Annotated in this window: 16 protein-coding genes and 1 pseudogene; 16 read left to right on the top strand and 1 reads right to left on the bottom strand. The window is 67.0% G+C overall.

From position 1 onward, the window contains the following. Positions 1-6: 6 nt before the first annotated feature. Both phnF and HZ321_RS21970 read left to right on the top strand, forming a co-directional pair. Positions 7-738, top strand: a complete 732-nt coding sequence (gene phnF / locus HZ321_RS02810) for a phosphonate metabolism transcriptional regulator PhnF (RefSeq protein WP_181699993.1) — start codon at positions 7-9, stop codon at positions 736-738. Positions 739-842: 104 nt separating this feature from the next. Further along, complete coding sequence (locus HZ321_RS21970; protein WP_206682715.1) at positions 843-1,850, top strand: 2-hydroxyacid dehydrogenase; 1,008 nt, start codon at positions 843-845, stop codon at positions 1,848-1,850. Here HZ321_RS21970 and wrbA read toward each other — a convergent pair. Next, positions 1,832-2,401, bottom strand: a pseudogene (gene wrbA / locus HZ321_RS21600) (NAD(P)H:quinone oxidoreductase); the annotation flags it as partial. The gene HZ321_RS21970 and the pseudogene wrbA sit on opposite strands and share 19 nt — an antisense overlap. 396 nt (positions 2,402-2,797) lie before the next feature. On the opposite strand from wrbA, the gene HZ321_RS02825 reads away from it, so the two are divergent. The 14 genes from HZ321_RS02825 (at position 2,798) to HZ321_RS02890 (ending at position 15,516) form a co-directional block, all read left to right on the top strand. Beyond that, on the top strand, positions 2,798-3,856 hold the full coding sequence (locus tag HZ321_RS02825) for a sugar phosphate isomerase/epimerase family protein (protein WP_181699995.1): 1,059 nt from the start codon (positions 2,798-2,800) through the stop codon (positions 3,854-3,856). A 91-nt stretch (positions 3,857-3,947) separates the two neighbouring features. Next, positions 3,948-5,123: a Gfo/Idh/MocA family protein gene (locus HZ321_RS02830; RefSeq protein ID WP_181699997.1), complete on the top strand. Its 1,176-nt coding sequence runs from the start codon at positions 3,948-3,950 to the stop codon at positions 5,121-5,123. Between the two features lie 333 nt (positions 5,124-5,456). Then, positions 5,457-6,782 (top strand): ABC transporter substrate-binding protein, encoded by a 1,326-nt coding sequence (locus HZ321_RS02835; RefSeq protein WP_181699998.1) that lies wholly within the window; start codon positions 5,457-5,459, stop codon positions 6,780-6,782. A 210-nt stretch (positions 6,783-6,992) separates the two neighbouring features. Continuing rightward, positions 6,993-7,955, top strand: coding sequence for a carbohydrate ABC transporter permease (locus tag HZ321_RS02840; RefSeq protein ID WP_181700000.1), 963 nt, complete (start codon positions 6,993-6,995; stop codon positions 7,953-7,955). Next, positions 7,952-8,905: a carbohydrate ABC transporter permease gene (locus HZ321_RS02845; RefSeq protein WP_181700002.1), complete on the top strand. Its 954-nt coding sequence runs from the start codon at positions 7,952-7,954 to the stop codon at positions 8,903-8,905. Before HZ321_RS02840 ends, HZ321_RS02845 begins: the two co-directional genes overlap by 4 nt. Continuing rightward, complete coding sequence (locus HZ321_RS02850; RefSeq protein WP_244635542.1) at positions 8,902-9,108, top strand: hypothetical protein; 207 nt, start codon at positions 8,902-8,904, stop codon at positions 9,106-9,108. The genes HZ321_RS02845 and HZ321_RS02850 overlap by 4 nt, the downstream gene beginning before the upstream one ends. A gap of 3 nt (positions 9,109-9,111) precedes the next feature. Further along, positions 9,112-10,209 carry an ABC transporter ATP-binding protein gene (locus HZ321_RS02855; RefSeq protein WP_181700004.1) on the top strand — a complete coding sequence of 366 codons (1,098 nt, stop codon included), beginning with the start codon at positions 9,112-9,114 and terminating at the stop codon, positions 10,207-10,209. Further along, a complete protein-coding gene (locus HZ321_RS02860; RefSeq protein ID WP_181700006.1) occupies positions 10,202-11,224 on the top strand; it encodes an ABC transporter ATP-binding protein in 1,023 nt (340 codons plus the stop codon). The genes HZ321_RS02855 and HZ321_RS02860 overlap by 8 nt, the downstream gene beginning before the upstream one ends. Positions 11,225-11,262: 38 nt before the next feature. Beyond that, on the top strand, positions 11,263-12,111 hold the full coding sequence (locus HZ321_RS02865; RefSeq protein ID WP_181700008.1) for a sugar phosphate isomerase/epimerase family protein: 849 nt from the start codon (positions 11,263-11,265) through the stop codon (positions 12,109-12,111). Between the two features lie 32 nt (positions 12,112-12,143). Then, entirely contained in the window at positions 12,144-12,734 is a 591-nt protein-coding gene (gene dhaL, locus HZ321_RS02870) for a dihydroxyacetone kinase subunit DhaL (protein WP_181700010.1), read from the top strand. Next, the gene (gene dhaM / locus HZ321_RS02875; RefSeq protein WP_181700012.1) at positions 12,731-13,123 is read left to right on the top strand and encodes a dihydroxyacetone kinase phosphoryl donor subunit DhaM; all 393 of its coding nucleotides are present in this window, start codon (positions 12,731-12,733) and stop codon (positions 13,121-13,123) included. The genes dhaL and dhaM overlap by 4 nt, the downstream gene beginning before the upstream one ends. Positions 13,124-13,160: 37 nt before the next feature. Beyond that, positions 13,161-13,457, top strand: coding sequence for an HPr family phosphocarrier protein (locus tag HZ321_RS02880; protein ID WP_181700014.1), 297 nt, complete (start codon positions 13,161-13,163; stop codon positions 13,455-13,457). A gap of 15 nt (positions 13,458-13,472) precedes the next feature. After that, positions 13,473-15,104, top strand: a complete 1,632-nt coding sequence (locus HZ321_RS02885) for a phosphoenolpyruvate--protein phosphotransferase (protein WP_181700016.1) — start codon at positions 13,473-13,475, stop codon at positions 15,102-15,104. Further along, the gene (locus HZ321_RS02890; protein WP_181700018.1) at positions 15,097-15,516 is read left to right on the top strand and encodes a hypothetical protein; all 420 of its coding nucleotides are present in this window, start codon (positions 15,097-15,099) and stop codon (positions 15,514-15,516) included. The genes HZ321_RS02885 and HZ321_RS02890 overlap by 8 nt, the downstream gene beginning before the upstream one ends. Positions 15,517-15,518: the final 2 nt, after the last annotated feature.

A 15,518-nucleotide genomic window follows, 5' to 3' on the forward strand; every position in this document is an offset into this window, starting at 1 on the left:
GCTTCGATGACGGACACGATGGAAAGAGGCGGCGGCATCTCGCTCTGGCGGCAGATCGCAGAGCAGATCAAATCCGATATTGCCGGCGGCGTGCACGCGCCCGGCGATCGGCTGCCGCCAGAGGCGGAACTGGCGACCCGTTTCGGCGTCAACCGCCACACGCTGCGCCGGGCGATGGCCGCCCTGTCGGCGGATGGCGTGGTGCGGGTGGACCAGGGCCGCGGGACTTTCGTGGAGGCGGGGCGGCTCGCCTATCCGATCCGTCGGCGCACGCGATTCTCCGAGATCGTCTCGGCGCAGGCGCGTGAACCGGCCGGACGGATGATCGCGCACAGCCTCGACGAAGCCGACGTCGCCCTTGCCGAGCGGTTGGGCGTTCCCGTCGGCGCCCTCCTCCACAAGGTGGACACCCTTTCCGTGGCGGACGGCGTGCCGATTTCGCTCGCGACCCATTGGGTGTCGGCGGAGCGGTTTTCGCGCTTCGTGGAGATCTACGCAGAGACCGGGTCCTTCACCAAGGTGATGAAGGCGCATGGTGTCGGCGACTACACCCGTCGTTCGACGCGAATCACCGCCCGACCCGCGGATCCGGAGGAGGCGAGCCGGCTGGCGCTGCCGGCCGGTGCGACCGTGCTGATCACGGAGAACGTCGATGTCGATCCGGACGGCCGCGCGGTCCAGGTTTCGCGCACCCGCTTTGCCGCCGAGCGCGTGGAACTGGTGGTCGAGGTGGAATAGGCGGGACAGTCCTGCGCAGGTGGCCTATTCCGACGGTCGCCTCTTCCGTGTCGCCCTGCCCGCGTGGCACTTTCCACCTTCGCAGCAACGGAGTTCATGCGCCCATGTCCATCCTCATCGCCGTCAAGGGCTGGTCACCGGAGGAATGGGTGGATGCCGTCAAGAGCGTAGCGCCGGGGCGCGCGGTTGAAGCCGCTGGTGCCGTTACCGATCCAGACGCCGTGCAATATGCGCTTGTGTGGGGCCCGGAACGCGGCGCATTGGCCCGCTATCCCAACCTGCGGGCTATCTTCTCGCTTGGCGCCGGGGTCGACCATCTGACGAGCGACCCGGAACTGCCGGACGTGCCGGTCGCACGCATCGTGGATCCGGATCTTACCATGCGCATGACTGAATGGGTCGTGCTGCAGGTTCTGCTGCATCATCGCCAGCATCTCGCCTATGCGCGTCAGCAGGCTGCGCGCCAGTGGAAATCGCTGCGGCAGGCCGCCGCCTCGGAAGTACGGGTCGGCGTGATGGGGCTTGGCGTACTCGGGCGCGACGCAGCCGAGGCGCTGAAGCGGCTTGGCTTCCAGGTGGCGGGCTGGAGCCGATCGGCGCGGGACATTCCTGGCCTCACGACGTTTCATGGCGAAGGTGGACTGGAAGCGTTTCTCGCCGGCACCGACATTCTTGTCGTACTGCTGCCTCTGACCGACGACACGCGGGGAATCCTGGACGGGCGGTTGATCGACAGCCTCGCCAAGGATGGCCCGCTCGGTGGGCCGGTGCTGATCAATGCGGGTCGAGGTAAGCTGCAGGTCGAGGCCGATATAGACGCTGCGCTCCGCGACGGCCGCCTGAAGGGCGCGACACTCGACGTCTTCTCAACCGAGCCGTTGCCGGCCGAAAGTCCGCTTTGGAGCGCGCCGAACCTTGTCATCACGCCTCACGTGGCGGCGGACAGCGACCCGATCGCGGTGTCGCGGAACGTGGTCCGACAGATCGAGGCCCCCGGGCGGGGTGAACCGCTCGAGGGCCTCGTCGATCGTTCACGGGGGGACTGGCCGACCCGGTCAGCCGTGCAGCTTGGCGGCAATCTCGGCGGCCGGGGGACGTGGCGGCCCTGGTAGCGGGCGCCTTCCAGTTCAACCGCGCTCGGCTGGCGGGATCCGTCGCCGCCGGCGATGGTGGAGGCGCCGTAGGGCGAGTTGCCCATGACCTCGGAGACGCCCATCTGCCCCTGGAAGCTGTAGGGGAGACCGACGATCACCAGCCCATGGTGCAGGAGCACCGTGTGGGTGGACAGGATGGTCGACTCCTGGCCGCCGTGCTGGGTGGCCGAGGAGGTGAACACGGATCCGACCTTGCCGACCAGCTTGCCCTGCGCCCAGAGCGCACCGGTCTGGTCGAGGAAGTTCTTCATCTGCGCCGTCATGTTGCCGTAGCGGGTCGGCGTGCCGATGATGATGGCGTCATAGTCCGCCAGTTCATCGGGCGTGGCGATCGGAGCGGCCTGCTCGGTCTTGTAGTAGGCCGCCTTGGCGACCTCGTCGGGCACAAGTTCGGGAACGCGCTTGACCGACACCTCGGCGCCGGCGGAGCGAGCGCCTTCGGCCACCGCGTTCGCCATCGTCTCGATGTGACCCCAGGACGAATAGTAGAGGACGAGGACCTTGGCCATGTGATCGAATCCCTTGGAGCGGCGCCACGGGGGACGGCCGCGATAACGGTGTGGCGCCGAATGGCGTACCGCCCGTTATATGTTCGCGATCGATACGCATGTCATCGGGCGGGAGTTGAACAGACCGTTCACCGTTGCGAGACAAACGGCACCCTGACCTGCCATAAACGTTGGACTGTTGAACACTTCACCGGGACACCCGTGAAAGAAGTCGGCGGGACTTGCCAGCCGACACAGATTCTGCAAGTTTTTTCTCAGCTTAAAGGTCTGTTTCTGATGTAATCACATCAGAAACATTCCGGTTCGGATCTGGATGTCTGTCCAGATCAGAGCTGGAGCGACCGTCAATGCGCAGGCGCCGCATAAGGTAGCCGCACCCGGGAGGAGCAACAGCCGATGAAGACCATCAAGGGTCCCGCGATCTTTCTGGCGCAGTTCGCCGGAGACGCCGCCCCGTTCAACTCGTTCGAATCGATTGTCAAGTGGGCCGCTTCGCTCGGCTACAAGGGCGTGCAGGTCCCGACCTGGGACGGCCGCCTGTTCGACCTGAAGAAGGCCTCCGAATCGAAGGGCTACTGCGACGACCTGAAGGGGCTAGCCGCCTCACACGGCGTGGAGATCACCGAGCTCTCCACGCATCTGCAGGGCCAGCTCGTCGCCGTTCATCCGGCCTACGACGACGCCTTCGACGGCTTTGCCGATCCGTCCGTCCGCGGCAACCCGGCAGCCCGCCAGGCGTGGGCGGTGGACCAGGTCAAGCGGGCCGCCCAGGCCTCGCGCAATCTCGGGCTGAACGCCTCCGTCACCTTCTCCGGCGCGCTCGCCTGGCCCTACGTCTATCCCTGGCCGCAACGTCCCGCGGGGCTGGTGGAAACGGCTTTCGAGGAACTTGCCAAGCGCTGGCGCCCGATCCTCGACGTCTACGAGGAGAACGGGATCGATCTTTGCTACGAGATCCACCCCGGCGAAGACCTGCACGACGGCATCACGTTCGAGATGTTCCTGGAGCGGGTGAACAACCACGCCCGCGCCAACATGCTCTACGATCCCTCGCACTATGTTCTTCAGGCGCTCGACTACCTCGACAACATCGACATCTATCACGAGCGCATCAAGATGTTCCACGTCAAGGACGCGGAGCTGAACCCCAACGGGCGGGTCGGCGTCTACGGCGGCTACCAGTCGTGGGTGGACCGGGCGGGCCGGTTCCGCTCGCTCGGCGACGGGCAGGTGGACTTCTCCGCGATCTTCTCCAAGCTGACCCAGTACGGCTACGAGGGCTGGGCGGTGCTGGAGTGGGAATGCTGCCTGAAGCACCCGGAGGATGGCGCGCGCGAGGGCGCCGAGTTCATCAAGAGCCACATCATCCGGGTCACCGAGAAGGCGTTCGACGACTTCGCGGGCTCGGGCACCGACGAAGCTGCCAACCGGCGGATGCTCGGCATCGACCGCTGATCACGCGCAGAGGGTCTTTCGCCGCAGCGGAAGACCCTTGGCCGGAGCATGGCATCCGGTCCCCCTGGCTTTCCCGAGAGGACAGATACCCATGACCATCGCAGGACGCGACGACTCCCAGTCCACCGGCCCGATCCGCCTCGGCATGGTGGGCGGCGGACAGGGCGCTTTCATCGGCGCGGTGCACCGCATCGCGGCGCGACTCGACGGGGAATACACGCTCGTTGCCGGTGCGCTTTCCAGCGATCCGGAGCGAGCCCGGATCTCCGCCATCGACCTGGGCATCGCGCCTGAGCGGGCCTACACCTCCTACGAGGGCATGGCGAAGGCGGAGAGCGTGCGCAAGGACGGTATCGAGGCGGTGGCGATCGTCACGCCGAATCACATGCACTACCCCGCCGCCAAGGCGTTCCTGGAATGCGGCATCCACGTCATCTGCGACAAGCCGCTGACCTCGACGCTGGAGGACGCCTACGCGCTCGCCGAGCTTGCCAAGGGGTCCGGCAAGCTCTTCGTGCTGACGCACAACTACACCGGCTATCCGATGATCCGGCAGGCCCGCGAGATGGTGCAGGCCGGTGCGATCGGCACGATCCGCGTCGTGCAGGCCGAGTATGCGCAGGCCTGGCTCACCACCAAGCTTGAGGATACGGGCTCCAAGCAGGCGACGTGGCGGACCGACCCGGCCAAATCCGGGGCGGGCGGCGCGATCGGCGACATCGGCACGCACGCGTTCAACCTCGCCAGCTTCGTGACGGGGCTGGAGTTGGAAGCGCTGGCGGCCGACCTGACCGCCTTCGTGCCGGGACGCCGGCTCGACGACAACGTCCACATCATGATGCGCTTCAAGGGCGGTGCGAAGGGCATGCTCTGGGCCAGCCAGGTCGCGCCCGGCAACGAGAACGGCCTTCGCCTTCGCGTCTACGGCGACAAGGGCGGGCTGGAGTGGTCGCAGGAGGATCCGAACTACCTCTGGTTCACGCCGTTCGGCGAGCCGAAGCGGCTGATCACGCGTGGCGGAGACGGTGCGGGACCGGCGGCATCGCGCGTCACCCGCACGCCGTTCGGGCATCCGGAGGGCTACCTGGAGGGCTTCGCCAACATCTACGCGGAAGCGGCACGGGCGATCCGCGCCGCGCGGACGGGCGCGGCGCCGGATCCGGACGTGATCTACCCCACGGTGGACGACGGTGTCACCGGCATGCGCTTCATCGATGCGGCGGTCCGCTCCTCGGCGGCCGGCGGCGCCTGGACCCCGATGGCATGACCGTCTGACCGCGCATTACTAAACATCCTGCGCGCCGAGCGATTGCGGCTGCGCGCAGGCTGCTGCTGAAATCCCGGCTTTCTGCTGCATTGCAGCGACGATTGCCTCTTGCCGGGTTAAGTGTTTTCTGGCCTACTTAACTTAACGGACCGCTGAACGCGGTTCGAGACCCGACCCCGATACAACAACAGGCGGCGGGCGAGAGGGAACGACCTGATTCCGGCGTCATGAACCGGATGGCTGACCGACGGACGGTGTTCCGCCGGCACCACACACGCTTTCCAGGATTGGGAACTCCTGGCGGGCGGTGCATTTCACCCATGGGAGGAGACAATGAGGACACTCGGTGTTGCTGCCGTCGCCGTCCTCGCCGGCCTGGCCACTTTCGCTCATTCGAGCGAAGCCAAGGCGGCGGGAGAACTGACGCTGTGCTGGGCCGCCTGGGACCCGGCGAACGCGCTGGTCGAGCTTTCGAAGGACTTCGAAAAGCAGACCGGCACGACCATGAAGTTCGAATTCACGCCGTGGCCGAACTTCACCGACCGCATTCTCAACGAGCTCAATTCGGGCGGCAAGCTGTGCGATCTTCTGATCGGCGACAGCCAGTGGCTCGGCGGTTCGGCGGAGAACGGCTACTACGTCAAGCTGAACGACTTCTTCGCGAAGGAAGGCATCAGCATGGACGACTTCGCTCCGGCGACCGTCTATGCCTACTCGACCTGGCCCAAGGGGACGCCGAACTACTGGGCGCTGCCGGCCATGGGCGATGCCAACGCCTGGGTCTACCGCAAGGACTGGTTCGCCAAGCCCGAGATCCAGGCCGCCTTCAAGGAGAAGACCGGCCGCGACCTCGCCCCGCCGAAGACCTGGGACGAACTGAAGGAAGTCGCCGAGTTCTTCCAGGGCCGTGAGATCGACGGCAATACCGTCTACGGTGCCGCCATCTTCACCGAGCGCGCCTCGGAAGGCATCACCATGGGCGCGACCTCCGCGCTCTACTCCTACGGCTTCAAGTACGAGAACACGCCGGGCAAGTACGACATGGAGGGCGCGGTCAACTCGCCCGACGCGATCGCCGGCCTGGAGAAGTACAAGGAGATCTACAAGTGCTGCACCCCGCCCGGCTATACCGATAGCTACATGGGCGAAGGCCTCGACGCGTTCAAATCGGGCCAGGTGGCCATGATGATGAACTGGTTCGCGTTCTGGCCGGGCCTCTACAAGGACGAGAACGTCGGCGGCGACAAGATCGGCTTCTTCGTCAACCCGGGCCAGAAGGTCAACGCCTCGACCCTCGGCGGCCAGGGCATCTCGGTGGTCGCGAACACCGACAACATGGAAGGCGCTCTTGCCTACATCAAGTGGTTCGCGCAGGCCGACGTGCAGAAGAAGTGGTGGTCGCTCGGCGGCTACGCCTGCCACAACGCCGTGCTGAACGACCCGGCGTTCAAGGACAGCCAGCCGTTCGCGGCGGACTTCCTGACGGCCATGGGCGGCGTGCAGGACTTTTGGCAGGAGCCGGCCTACGCCTCGCTGCTGCAGGCCATGCAGAAGCGGCTGCACGACTACGTCGTTGCCGACCAGGGCACGGCCAAGGAAGCGCTGGACAAGCTGATCGAGGATTGGACGGAAGTCTTCGAGGACGAAGGCAAGCTCTGACAACCCGATGACGACAAAGGGGGCGCCGCCGGCGCGGCGCTCCCACCTCAACCCCTCCCTGCGCGGGGAGGACGATCGAACGGGGATCCGACGAGGAGCAACCCGTTCCGCGATCCGCGACCGGATCTCCTCGTGCGACGAGGCCGGTCAGGGTGGGGAAACGCCCCCGCCGATCACCATCGCTCCGATGCCACGATTGCAGGACCTTCCATGTCCGACAGCACCCCCATCCAACGCCTCGCGGACCAGGCCGCGGCCAAGACGCCGCCCCGGGTCGTCAAGCGGATCCGCGGGCTCTCGGACCGTGCGATCGCCTGGGCGTTCATCACGCCGACGATCCTGCTTCTCCTGGCCATCAACATCTTTCCGCTGATCTGGACGATCCAGCTCTCGTTCACGAACTACCGCGCCAACCGGCCGAATGCGGAGGTGGAGAACGTCGGGATCCAGAACTACGAGCGGATCCTGACCGACAGCGACATCTGGTTCGCGATGCAGGCGACCGCGCATTTCGTGTTCTGGACGATCGCGCTGCAGACGCTGATCGGCTTCTCGCTGGCCTATCTGATCGACCGCAAGTTCCGCGGCCACGCCTTCTGGACGACCATCATCCTCATCCCGATGATGCTGTCGCCGGCGGTGGTCGGCAATTTCTGGCGGTTCCTCTACCAGCCGCAGATCGGCCTGTTCAATTACATCGTGTCCTTCTTCACCGGGCTGCCGCCCTCCTCATTCGAGATGCTCGGCACGGTGAACCTCGCGCCCTGGTCGATCATCATCGTCGATACGTGGATGTGGACGCCCTACGTGATGCTGATCTGCCTCGCCGGCCTCCGCTCGATCCCGGACTACATCTACGAGGCGGCCGAGGTGGACCGCGCGTCGAAGTGGCGGCAGTTCTGGACCATCACGATCCCGATGGCGGCGCCGTTCATCATGCTCGCGGTGCTGTTCCGCGGCATCGAGAACTTCAAGATGTTCGACATGGTGAACCTCCTCACCGGCGGCGGGCCGGGGTCCACCACCGAGGTCGCCTCCATTACCCTGAAGCGCGAAGCCTTCGAGAAGTGGCGCACGGGCTACTCCTCGGCATTCGCCATCATCCTCTTCGTCGCGGTGTTCGGCCTTGCCAACATCTACGTGAAGGCCCTCAACAAGGTGAAGAACCGATGAGCGGCAAGTCCTCGGCCCATTCCGTCGTCGAACCGACACCCGTCACCAAGCGGATCGCCGGCGCCGTGGTGATCATCTACGCGCTGATCTCGATGATCCCGCTGTTCTGGATCTTCATCACGGGCTTCAAGTCGCCGCCGGATTCGATCTCCTATCCGCCCAAGATCGTGTTCGAGCCGACGCTGGAGGGATACTGCAATCTCTTCACCACGCGGACGCGGCAGACCCCGGACTACATCCAGTCGCTGCCGCCGGCGACGGAAACCTGCGATGAGATCACGCGCAGCCGCAACATGGTGATCGCCGGCGCGTCGAACTACCTGCCGCGCTTCATCAACTCGGTGGTGATCGCATTCGGCTCGACGTTCCTGGCGGTGGCGCTCGGAACCCTGACGGCCTACGGCTTCTCGCGCTTCCGCGTGCCGCTCGCCGACGACCTGCTGTTCTTCATCCTCTCCACCCGGATGATGCCGCCGATCGCGGTCGCCATTCCGATCTACCTGATGTACCGCGAGCTCGGCCTCAGCGACACGGCGCTCGGCATGATCCTGCTCTACACCGCCATCAACGTTTCGCTGGCGGTGTGGCTCCTGAAGGGCTTCATCGACGAGATCCCCCGCGAGTACGAGGAAGCCGCGATGATCGACGGCTACACTCGGCTGCAGGCCTTTGTGAAGGTGGTGCTGCCGCAGGCGGCCACCGGCATCGCAGCGACGGCGATCTTCTGCTTGATCTTCGCCTGGAACGAATACGCCTTCGCGGTGCTGCTGACGTCCGGCAGCGCGCAGACCGCACCGCCGTTCATCCCCACCATCATCGGCGAGGGCGGCATGGACTGGCCGGCGGTCGCGGCGGGGACGACCATCTTCCTGATCCCGATCCTGGTCTTCACCGTGCTTCTCAGGAAGCACCTGCTGCGCGGCATCACCTTCGGAGCGGTGCGGAAATGATGGACGCCCACGAACCCCCTGCCCTGCCGCCGCAGAAGCGCTTCACGCCGCGCTCGATCGCCGAAGGGCTCGCGACACTTCTCATCGCTGCCGGCTTCATCATGCTCATGCAGCCCTTCGCGATGGTGCTCTACACCTATTCCTTCGTGGTGCTTCTGGCCGGCACCGTCCTGTTCATCGTCGGCTCGAAGTTTCCGGGGTAAGCCATGGCCGAGATCCGCGTCGAGAAACTGCACAAGGCGTTCGGCTCCTTCACCGCGGTAAAGGAATCGAGCTTCACCGTCGCCGACGGCGAGTTCTTCGTCATGCTCGGCCCGTCCGGCTGCGGCAAGACCACCACGCTGCGGATGATCGCGGGGCTGGAGCTGCCGACCTCCGGCTCGATCACGCTCGGCGGCGAGGACGTCACCTTCAAGCGGGCCTCGGAGCGCGACATCGCCTTCGTCTTCCAGCTGTTCGCGCTCTATCCGCATATGAACGTCCGCCAGAACATCGCCTACCCCCTGAAGAACCAGGGCACACCGGCAGCCGAGATCAAGACCCGGGTGGAGGAGACGGCTCGAATCCTCAGGATCTCGCAGCTCCTGGACCGGTCGGTGACGGGCCTGTCATCGGGCGACCGGCAGCGGGTGGCCCTCGGGCGGGCGATCGTGCGGCAGCCGATGGCCTTCATGATGGACGAACCGCTCGGCGCGCTCGACACGGAGATGCGCGAGGTGATGATCCACGAGTTGCGCAACCTCCACGACCGGATGGGCGCCACCACCGTCTACGTCACGCACGATCAGCTCGAAGCGATGGCGATGGCCGACAAGATCGTGGTGATGAACCATGGCGTGGTGGAGCAGTTCGGCACGCCGCAGGAGATCTACGACAAGCCGGCGTCGCTGTTCGTCGCCGATTTCATCGGCTCGCCGGCGATGAACTTCCTGCGCTTCCACGGCTCGGCCCGACGCGGGGCGACGGCGGTGACGCTCGGAGCCCGCGACGTTCCGGTGCCGGAGATCCGGGCCGACATCGCTGAGAAGCCGTTGGTGCTCGGTGTCCGCCCGGAACACATCCGCCTCGTCGACGACGGCGCCGTCCGGGGAAAGGCGCTCGGCTCGGAGTATCTCGGCACGACGCAGATCGTCACGCTGGAGACGCCCTACGGGGCGGTGAAGGCGCGGGTGCCGGCCGACAAGACAGTCAACCGCGGCGAGACGGTCGCGCTCGACTTCATGGCCTCGCGGCTCTCGCTGTTCGACGCGGAGACCGGCAAGGCGCTTCCCACCGTCCTCAACCAGGGGGTCGTCCATGGCTGAGGTCGCGCTCAACGCCATTTCCCGCCGCTTCGGCGACGTCACCGCCGTCGACGACCTGACGCTGACCATCGCCGATGGCGAGTTCGTGGTGCTGCTCGGGCCGACCGGCGCCGGCAAGACCACGACGCTGCGGCTGATCGCCGGCATCGAGGCGGCCGACAAGGGCACCGTGTTCATCGGCGGCCGTGACGTTTCGCGGGCCTCGCCGGCGGAACGGGACGTCACCTTCGTCTTCCAGCAGTACTCGCTCTACCCCCACCTCTCGGTCTACGACAATCTCGCCTTCCCGCTGCGCTCGCCGGCGCGGAGAATCCCGGAGGCCGAGATCAAGGAGCGGGTCACCGCCGTGGCGGAGATGCTGCGGATCGGCTCGAAGCTGCAGAACCGGGCGACCCGGCTCTCCGGCGGCGAGATGCAGCGCGTCGCGATCGGCCGGGCGCTGGTCCGCACGCCGCAGGTCTACCTGATGGACGAGCCGCTCTCCTCCCTCGACGCCAAGCTCCGGTCCGATCTCCGGCTCGAGCTGAAGCGCATCCAGCAGGACCTCGGCGCGACGATCCTCTACGTCACCCACGACCAGATCGAAGCGATGACCATGGCGTCGCGGATCGGAGTGATGTCGAACGGTCGTCTGATCCAGTTCGGCACGCCGCGGCAGATCTACGAGGATCCGGACGACACCTATGTGGCGACCCGGCTCGGCGTGCCGCGGATCAACCTGCTGCCGATGGGGCTGCTCCCGGTCCAGTCTGCGCCCAACCAGGCGACGCAGATGGGCGTGCGGACCGAGCACCTGGAAATCGCACCGGCGAGCAACGGCGACGCCAACGCGACCGTCGCGCGCGTGGAGCACCTGGGCGACCAGACGCATCTGCATCTCCTCCTCGGAGAAACGCCGATGACCACGCTGGTGGACCCGCATGCCCCACTCGCCAAGGGCGACAAGGTGCGCATCACGGCGAAGCGGCCGCTTTTCTTCGGCGCCGACGGCAAGCGGGTCGGCGTCCGCCAGTAGCGTCGCGGGGCGGCCGGACAGGGCAGGAGGAGGATGCAATGAAGATCGGCTTCAACATGCTGCTCTGGACCACCGTCGTGACGGAGGAGCACAGGTCCGTGCTGCAGGCGCTGAAGGCTGCCGGCTACGACGGGGTCGAGATCCCGGTGTTCGACGGTACGCCCGCCGGTTATTCCGCGCTCGGTCGGACGCTCGACGACATGGGCCTGGAGCGAACGGCGATCACCGTGATCCCCTCGCCAGACCAGAACCCGATCTCGGCGGATGCCGCCGTGCGCCAGCGCGGCGACGACTATCTCGCCTGGTGCCTGGAATGTACCGAGGCGCTAGGCGCGCGCGTGCTCTGCGGCCCGATCCACCAGTCGCTTGGGGTGTTCTCCGGTGCCTCGCGAACGGCGGAGGAGCTCGACCGCGCCCTCGCCTTCCATCGACGGCTCGGCCCGGTCGCGGCTTCGCACGGCGTCACGGTTGCGGTGGAGGCGCTCAACCGCTTCGAATGCTACCTGATCACGACCATGGCGGACCTCGCCACACAGCTGGATGCGGTCGGACATCCCAACATCCGCGGGATGTACGACACCTTCCACGCCAACATCGAGGAGAAGGACCCGGTCGGCGCGATCACCGCCCACATCGGCCATATCGCCCATGTGCACATCTCCGAGAACGACCGCGGTACGCCGGGCCGGGGCCATGTGGACTGGCCGGCGACCTTTCGGGCGCTCAAGGCCGGCGGCTATGACGGCTGGCTGACCATCGAGGCGTTCGGCCGAGCACTTCCGGAACTCGCGGCAGCCACACGGGTCTGGCGCGACTTCTTCCCCAGCCCCGACGAGGTCTGGCGCGACGGTTTCAAGCACATCCAGTCCGGCTGGGCCGCAGCCTAGCCATCGTTTCAGCACGCTCGACCAGGACGACCATGACGACCAGACTTCTCATCACGACCGTCGGCAGCAGGCTGATCGAACACGCGGACGAGCTGACGCGGCTCGATCAGGCGATCGGCGACGGCGACCATGGGGTGAACATGCGCCGCGGCTTCGAGGCCGTGCTGGCCGATCTCGACGCGATCGCCGCCAAGCCGTTGAACGAGGCCTTGAAGCAGGTCGGCATGACGCTCGTCATGAAGGTCGGCGGCGCGTCCGGCCCGCTCTACGGCACGCTGTTCTCCGAGATCGGCAAGGCGCTCGGCGACGAGGTGACGCCGGCGACGGTCGCGGCCGCGGTGGACGCGGCGATCCAGAAGGTGAAGGCGCGCGGCAAGTCCGACATCGGGCAGAAAACCATGCTCGACGTGCTGGTTCCCGTGCAGGCCGCGATCGCTGCCGGAAACCTGGGCGCGATCCGGACCGCGGCGGCGGATGCGGCGGCCGCCACCGTGCCGATGAAGGCGATCCGCGGCCGGGCGTCGTTCCTCGGGGATCGGTCGATCGGCCACATGGATCCCGGCGCGCGGTCCAGTCAGTTGATTGTGGAATCCGTCTTGGACGTGGTGGAGGGCCGGGCATGAGCGGCAACGTCGGTATCGTCATCGTCTCGCATTCGCCGCTTGTGGCGGAAGGCGCGGCGGATATGGTCCGCCAGATGGTCGGCGACGAGGTGCCGCTCGCCTGGTGCGGCGGCAACCCGGAGGGCGGCCTCGGCACCTCCGTCCAGTCGATCATGGACGCCATCGACCGGGTCTGGAGCGAGAAGGGCGTCGCCATCCTCGTCGACCTCGGCGGCGCGGAGACCAACAGCGAAATGGCGATCGAGATGCTGCCCGACGACCGCCAGGGCCGCGTGGTGGTCTGCAACGCACCGATCGTGGAGGGCGCCGTGATGGCCGCCACGGAGGCTTCCGGCGGAGCGTCGCTGGACCAGGTGCGCCGCACCGCCGAAGAACTCTCCCCGCAGTGACTTGGGGTCGTCGACCCGCCCGGACCGGATGCTCGCCATGACCGATGCCGCCCTGACACCCGCCCACGCCGCCGTTCTGATGACGCACGACGTCGGCCTGCATGCCCGGCCTTCCGTGAAGCTCACCAAGCTCGCCAAGACCTTCCAGGCCTCGATCGCGCTTGCGCAGTCCGAAGATGGGCCGTGGATCGACGCCAAGAGCATCGTCAAGGTGATGGCCATGAAGGCCCCGAAGGACACCACCCTCCATTTCCGCGCGAGCGGCGCCGACGCCGAGGAGGCCCTGAAGGCTCTCGTGGCGCTGGTGGAGAGGGATTTCGACGAAGGTCATTGAAGGGAACCGAACGGGATGTCCGCGCTGATCCGCCCTGCCCGCCTGGAGATCGTCGGCCGACCGGCCTCGCCCGGGCTGGCGCGAGGACCCGTGCACATTCTGGAGGAGACCACCGTCCGGGATGTTCACGCCGGGACCTCGGCGCAGGAGCGGACGCGTCTCCTGGAAGCGATCGCCGCGGCGGCGGCCGAAGTGGCGGACCTGATCGCCGGCGTCGACGACGAGGAAGCCGCGGCCATCCTGGAGTTCCAGCTCGCCATGCTGGAGGACGACGCCTTGATCGCCGATGCGCTGCCTGTGATCGACGGCGGCGCGCCGGCCCTCGTCGCCTTCCAGGATGCGATGGCGGACGTCGCAGCCGGATACCGGACCGGCGACGACGAGTACTTCCAGGCGCGGGCGAGCGACATCGAGGACCTGGCGGAGCGCGTGATCGCCCACCTCACCGGGGCCGAGACGGGCGCGATCGAACTTCCGCCGGGCGGCATCCTGCTCGCGCGCGATCTGACGCCGTCGCGCTTCCTGTCCACCGACTGGAGCGGCGGCCGCGCCATCGCGCTGTTCGAAGGCAGCCCCACCGCGCACGTGGCGATCCTCGCCCGCTCGCGTGGGGTGCCGATGGCGGTCGGCTTCGGCACATTGAAGATCACCGGGCATGCGGCGGCGCTGCTCGACGGGGAGACGGGCCGGCTCGTGCTGTCGCCCGATGCGGACGACGAGGCCGGCCACCACGCGCTAACCGCTAGCGCCGACGAGATCCGCACGGTGGAGCAGCGGCTCGCCAGACGGCAGGCGGTCACGGCGGACGGAACGCCGATCAAGGTGATGATCAACGCTGGCGACCCCGGAGAGCTCGACGCGCTCGATCCGGCGCTCTGCGACGGCATCGGCCTGGTGCGGACGGAGTTCCTGTTCCACGGCCGGCGCGGTCTGCCGACGGAGGACGATCAGCTTGCCGCCTACCGCCGCATCCTCACCTGGGCCGAGGGGCGTCCGGTCACCTTCCGAACACTCGACGCGGGCGGAGACAAGCCGATCGCCGGCCTGACGCGGGAGGAGTCCAATCCGTTTCTTGGCCTGCGGGGCATCCGCCTTTCGCTCGCCCGGCCGGATGTCTTCCGCGTCCAGGTCCGTGCCCTGCTGCGAGCCGCGGCCGAGGGCGAGATGCTGGTGATGGCGCCGATGGTTGCGTTGCCGGCTGAGATGCAGGCCGTCACCGACCTCTTCGTGGAGGAGGCCGCGGCGCTCCGGCGGGCAGGGCTCGCCCACGCGATCCCGCCGCTCGGGATGATGGTCGAGGTGCCGGCCGTCGCGCTCACGCTCGACCTCTTCGATGTCGATTTCGTCTCGATCGGATCCAACGACCTGACGCAGTATGTGATGGCCGCCTCGCGCGATGCGACGGGGCTGGCCGGGCTCGACGACGCAGGGGTGGAGGCGGTTCAGCGGATGATCCGGATGGTGGTCTCCTCGGGCGCCGAGCTGGGCGTTCCGGTGAGCCTCTGCGGCGACGCGGGGAGCGACACGCGTGTCCTGCCGAAGCTGCTCGCCGCCGGCCTGCGCTCGATCTCCGTCGCGCCGGCCCAGGTCGGCCGGGTGAAGCGCGTGATCGCTGACTGGCGCGCCGACGGAGGCCCCGATGGCTGAAGTCTTTCCGGCCGATGACGGCGTGGGCGCCTACAAGGCGGTCCTCCGGGAGGTGCTGGAGCGCAGGCCGTCCGGCATGCGGCAGCGGCTCGCGGAAGCGCTCGGCACCACGCGCAGCTTCGTCAGCCAGATCTCCAACCCCGCCTATGCCACCCCCATTCCGGCGCAGTACGTGGCCAACATCTTCGAGATCTGCCACTTCTCCGACACGGAGCGGCTGCGCTTCATGACCGCCTACCGACGCGCGCACCCGCGCCGCGGCGGCGCGGTGGAGGATGCGCCGGAGCCGACCCGCTCGCTCGTCCTGGAGGTGCCGGATCTCGGCTCGGACGTGCGCAACGCGGAGTTCGACGCGATCGTCCAGGAGATGGTCGCGCGGCTGAAGCGGCTGACCGAGATCAAGGACCGATAGAC

It is taken from the genome of Chthonobacter albigriseus, from assembly GCF_013839445.1.
In the GTDB taxonomy this organism is placed as follows: Bacteria; Pseudomonadota; Alphaproteobacteria; order Rhizobiales; family Pleomorphomonadaceae; genus Chthonobacter; species Chthonobacter albigriseus.

Coding starts and splice junctions, on each gene's coding strand:
- HZ321_RS02880 (WP_181700014.1), top strand. CDS start 13,161: ATGACCGATGCCGCCCTGACACCCGCCCACGCCGCCGTTCTGATGACG.
- HZ321_RS02860 (WP_181700006.1), top strand. CDS start 10,202: ATGGCTGAGGTCGCGCTCAACGCCATTTCCCGCCGCTTCGGCGACGTC.
- HZ321_RS02850 (WP_244635542.1), top strand. CDS start 8,902: ATGATGGACGCCCACGAACCCCCTGCCCTGCCGCCGCAGAAGCGCTTC.
- HZ321_RS02835 (WP_181699998.1), top strand. CDS start 5,457: ATGAGGACACTCGGTGTTGCTGCCGTCGCCGTCCTCGCCGGCCTGGCC.
- HZ321_RS02845 (WP_181700002.1), top strand. CDS start 7,952: ATGAGCGGCAAGTCCTCGGCCCATTCCGTCGTCGAACCGACACCCGTC.
- phnF (WP_181699993.1), top strand. CDS start 7: ATGACGGACACGATGGAAAGAGGCGGCGGCATCTCGCTCTGGCGGCAG.
- HZ321_RS02885 (WP_181700016.1), top strand. CDS start 13,473: ATGTCCGCGCTGATCCGCCCTGCCCGCCTGGAGATCGTCGGCCGACCG.
- HZ321_RS21970 (WP_206682715.1), top strand. CDS start 843: ATGTCCATCCTCATCGCCGTCAAGGGCTGGTCACCGGAGGAATGGGTG.
- dhaL (WP_181700010.1), top strand. CDS start 12,144: ATGACGACCAGACTTCTCATCACGACCGTCGGCAGCAGGCTGATCGAA.
- HZ321_RS02830 (WP_181699997.1), top strand. CDS start 3,948: ATGACCATCGCAGGACGCGACGACTCCCAGTCCACCGGCCCGATCCGC.
- HZ321_RS02855 (WP_181700004.1), top strand. CDS start 9,112: ATGGCCGAGATCCGCGTCGAGAAACTGCACAAGGCGTTCGGCTCCTTC.
- HZ321_RS02890 (WP_181700018.1), top strand. CDS start 15,097: ATGGCTGAAGTCTTTCCGGCCGATGACGGCGTGGGCGCCTACAAGGCG.
- dhaM (WP_181700012.1), top strand. CDS start 12,731: ATGAGCGGCAACGTCGGTATCGTCATCGTCTCGCATTCGCCGCTTGTG.
- HZ321_RS02840 (WP_181700000.1), top strand. CDS start 6,993: ATGTCCGACAGCACCCCCATCCAACGCCTCGCGGACCAGGCCGCGGCC.
- HZ321_RS02865 (WP_181700008.1), top strand. CDS start 11,263: ATGAAGATCGGCTTCAACATGCTGCTCTGGACCACCGTCGTGACGGAG.
- HZ321_RS02825 (WP_181699995.1), top strand. CDS start 2,798: ATGAAGACCATCAAGGGTCCCGCGATCTTTCTGGCGCAGTTCGCCGGA.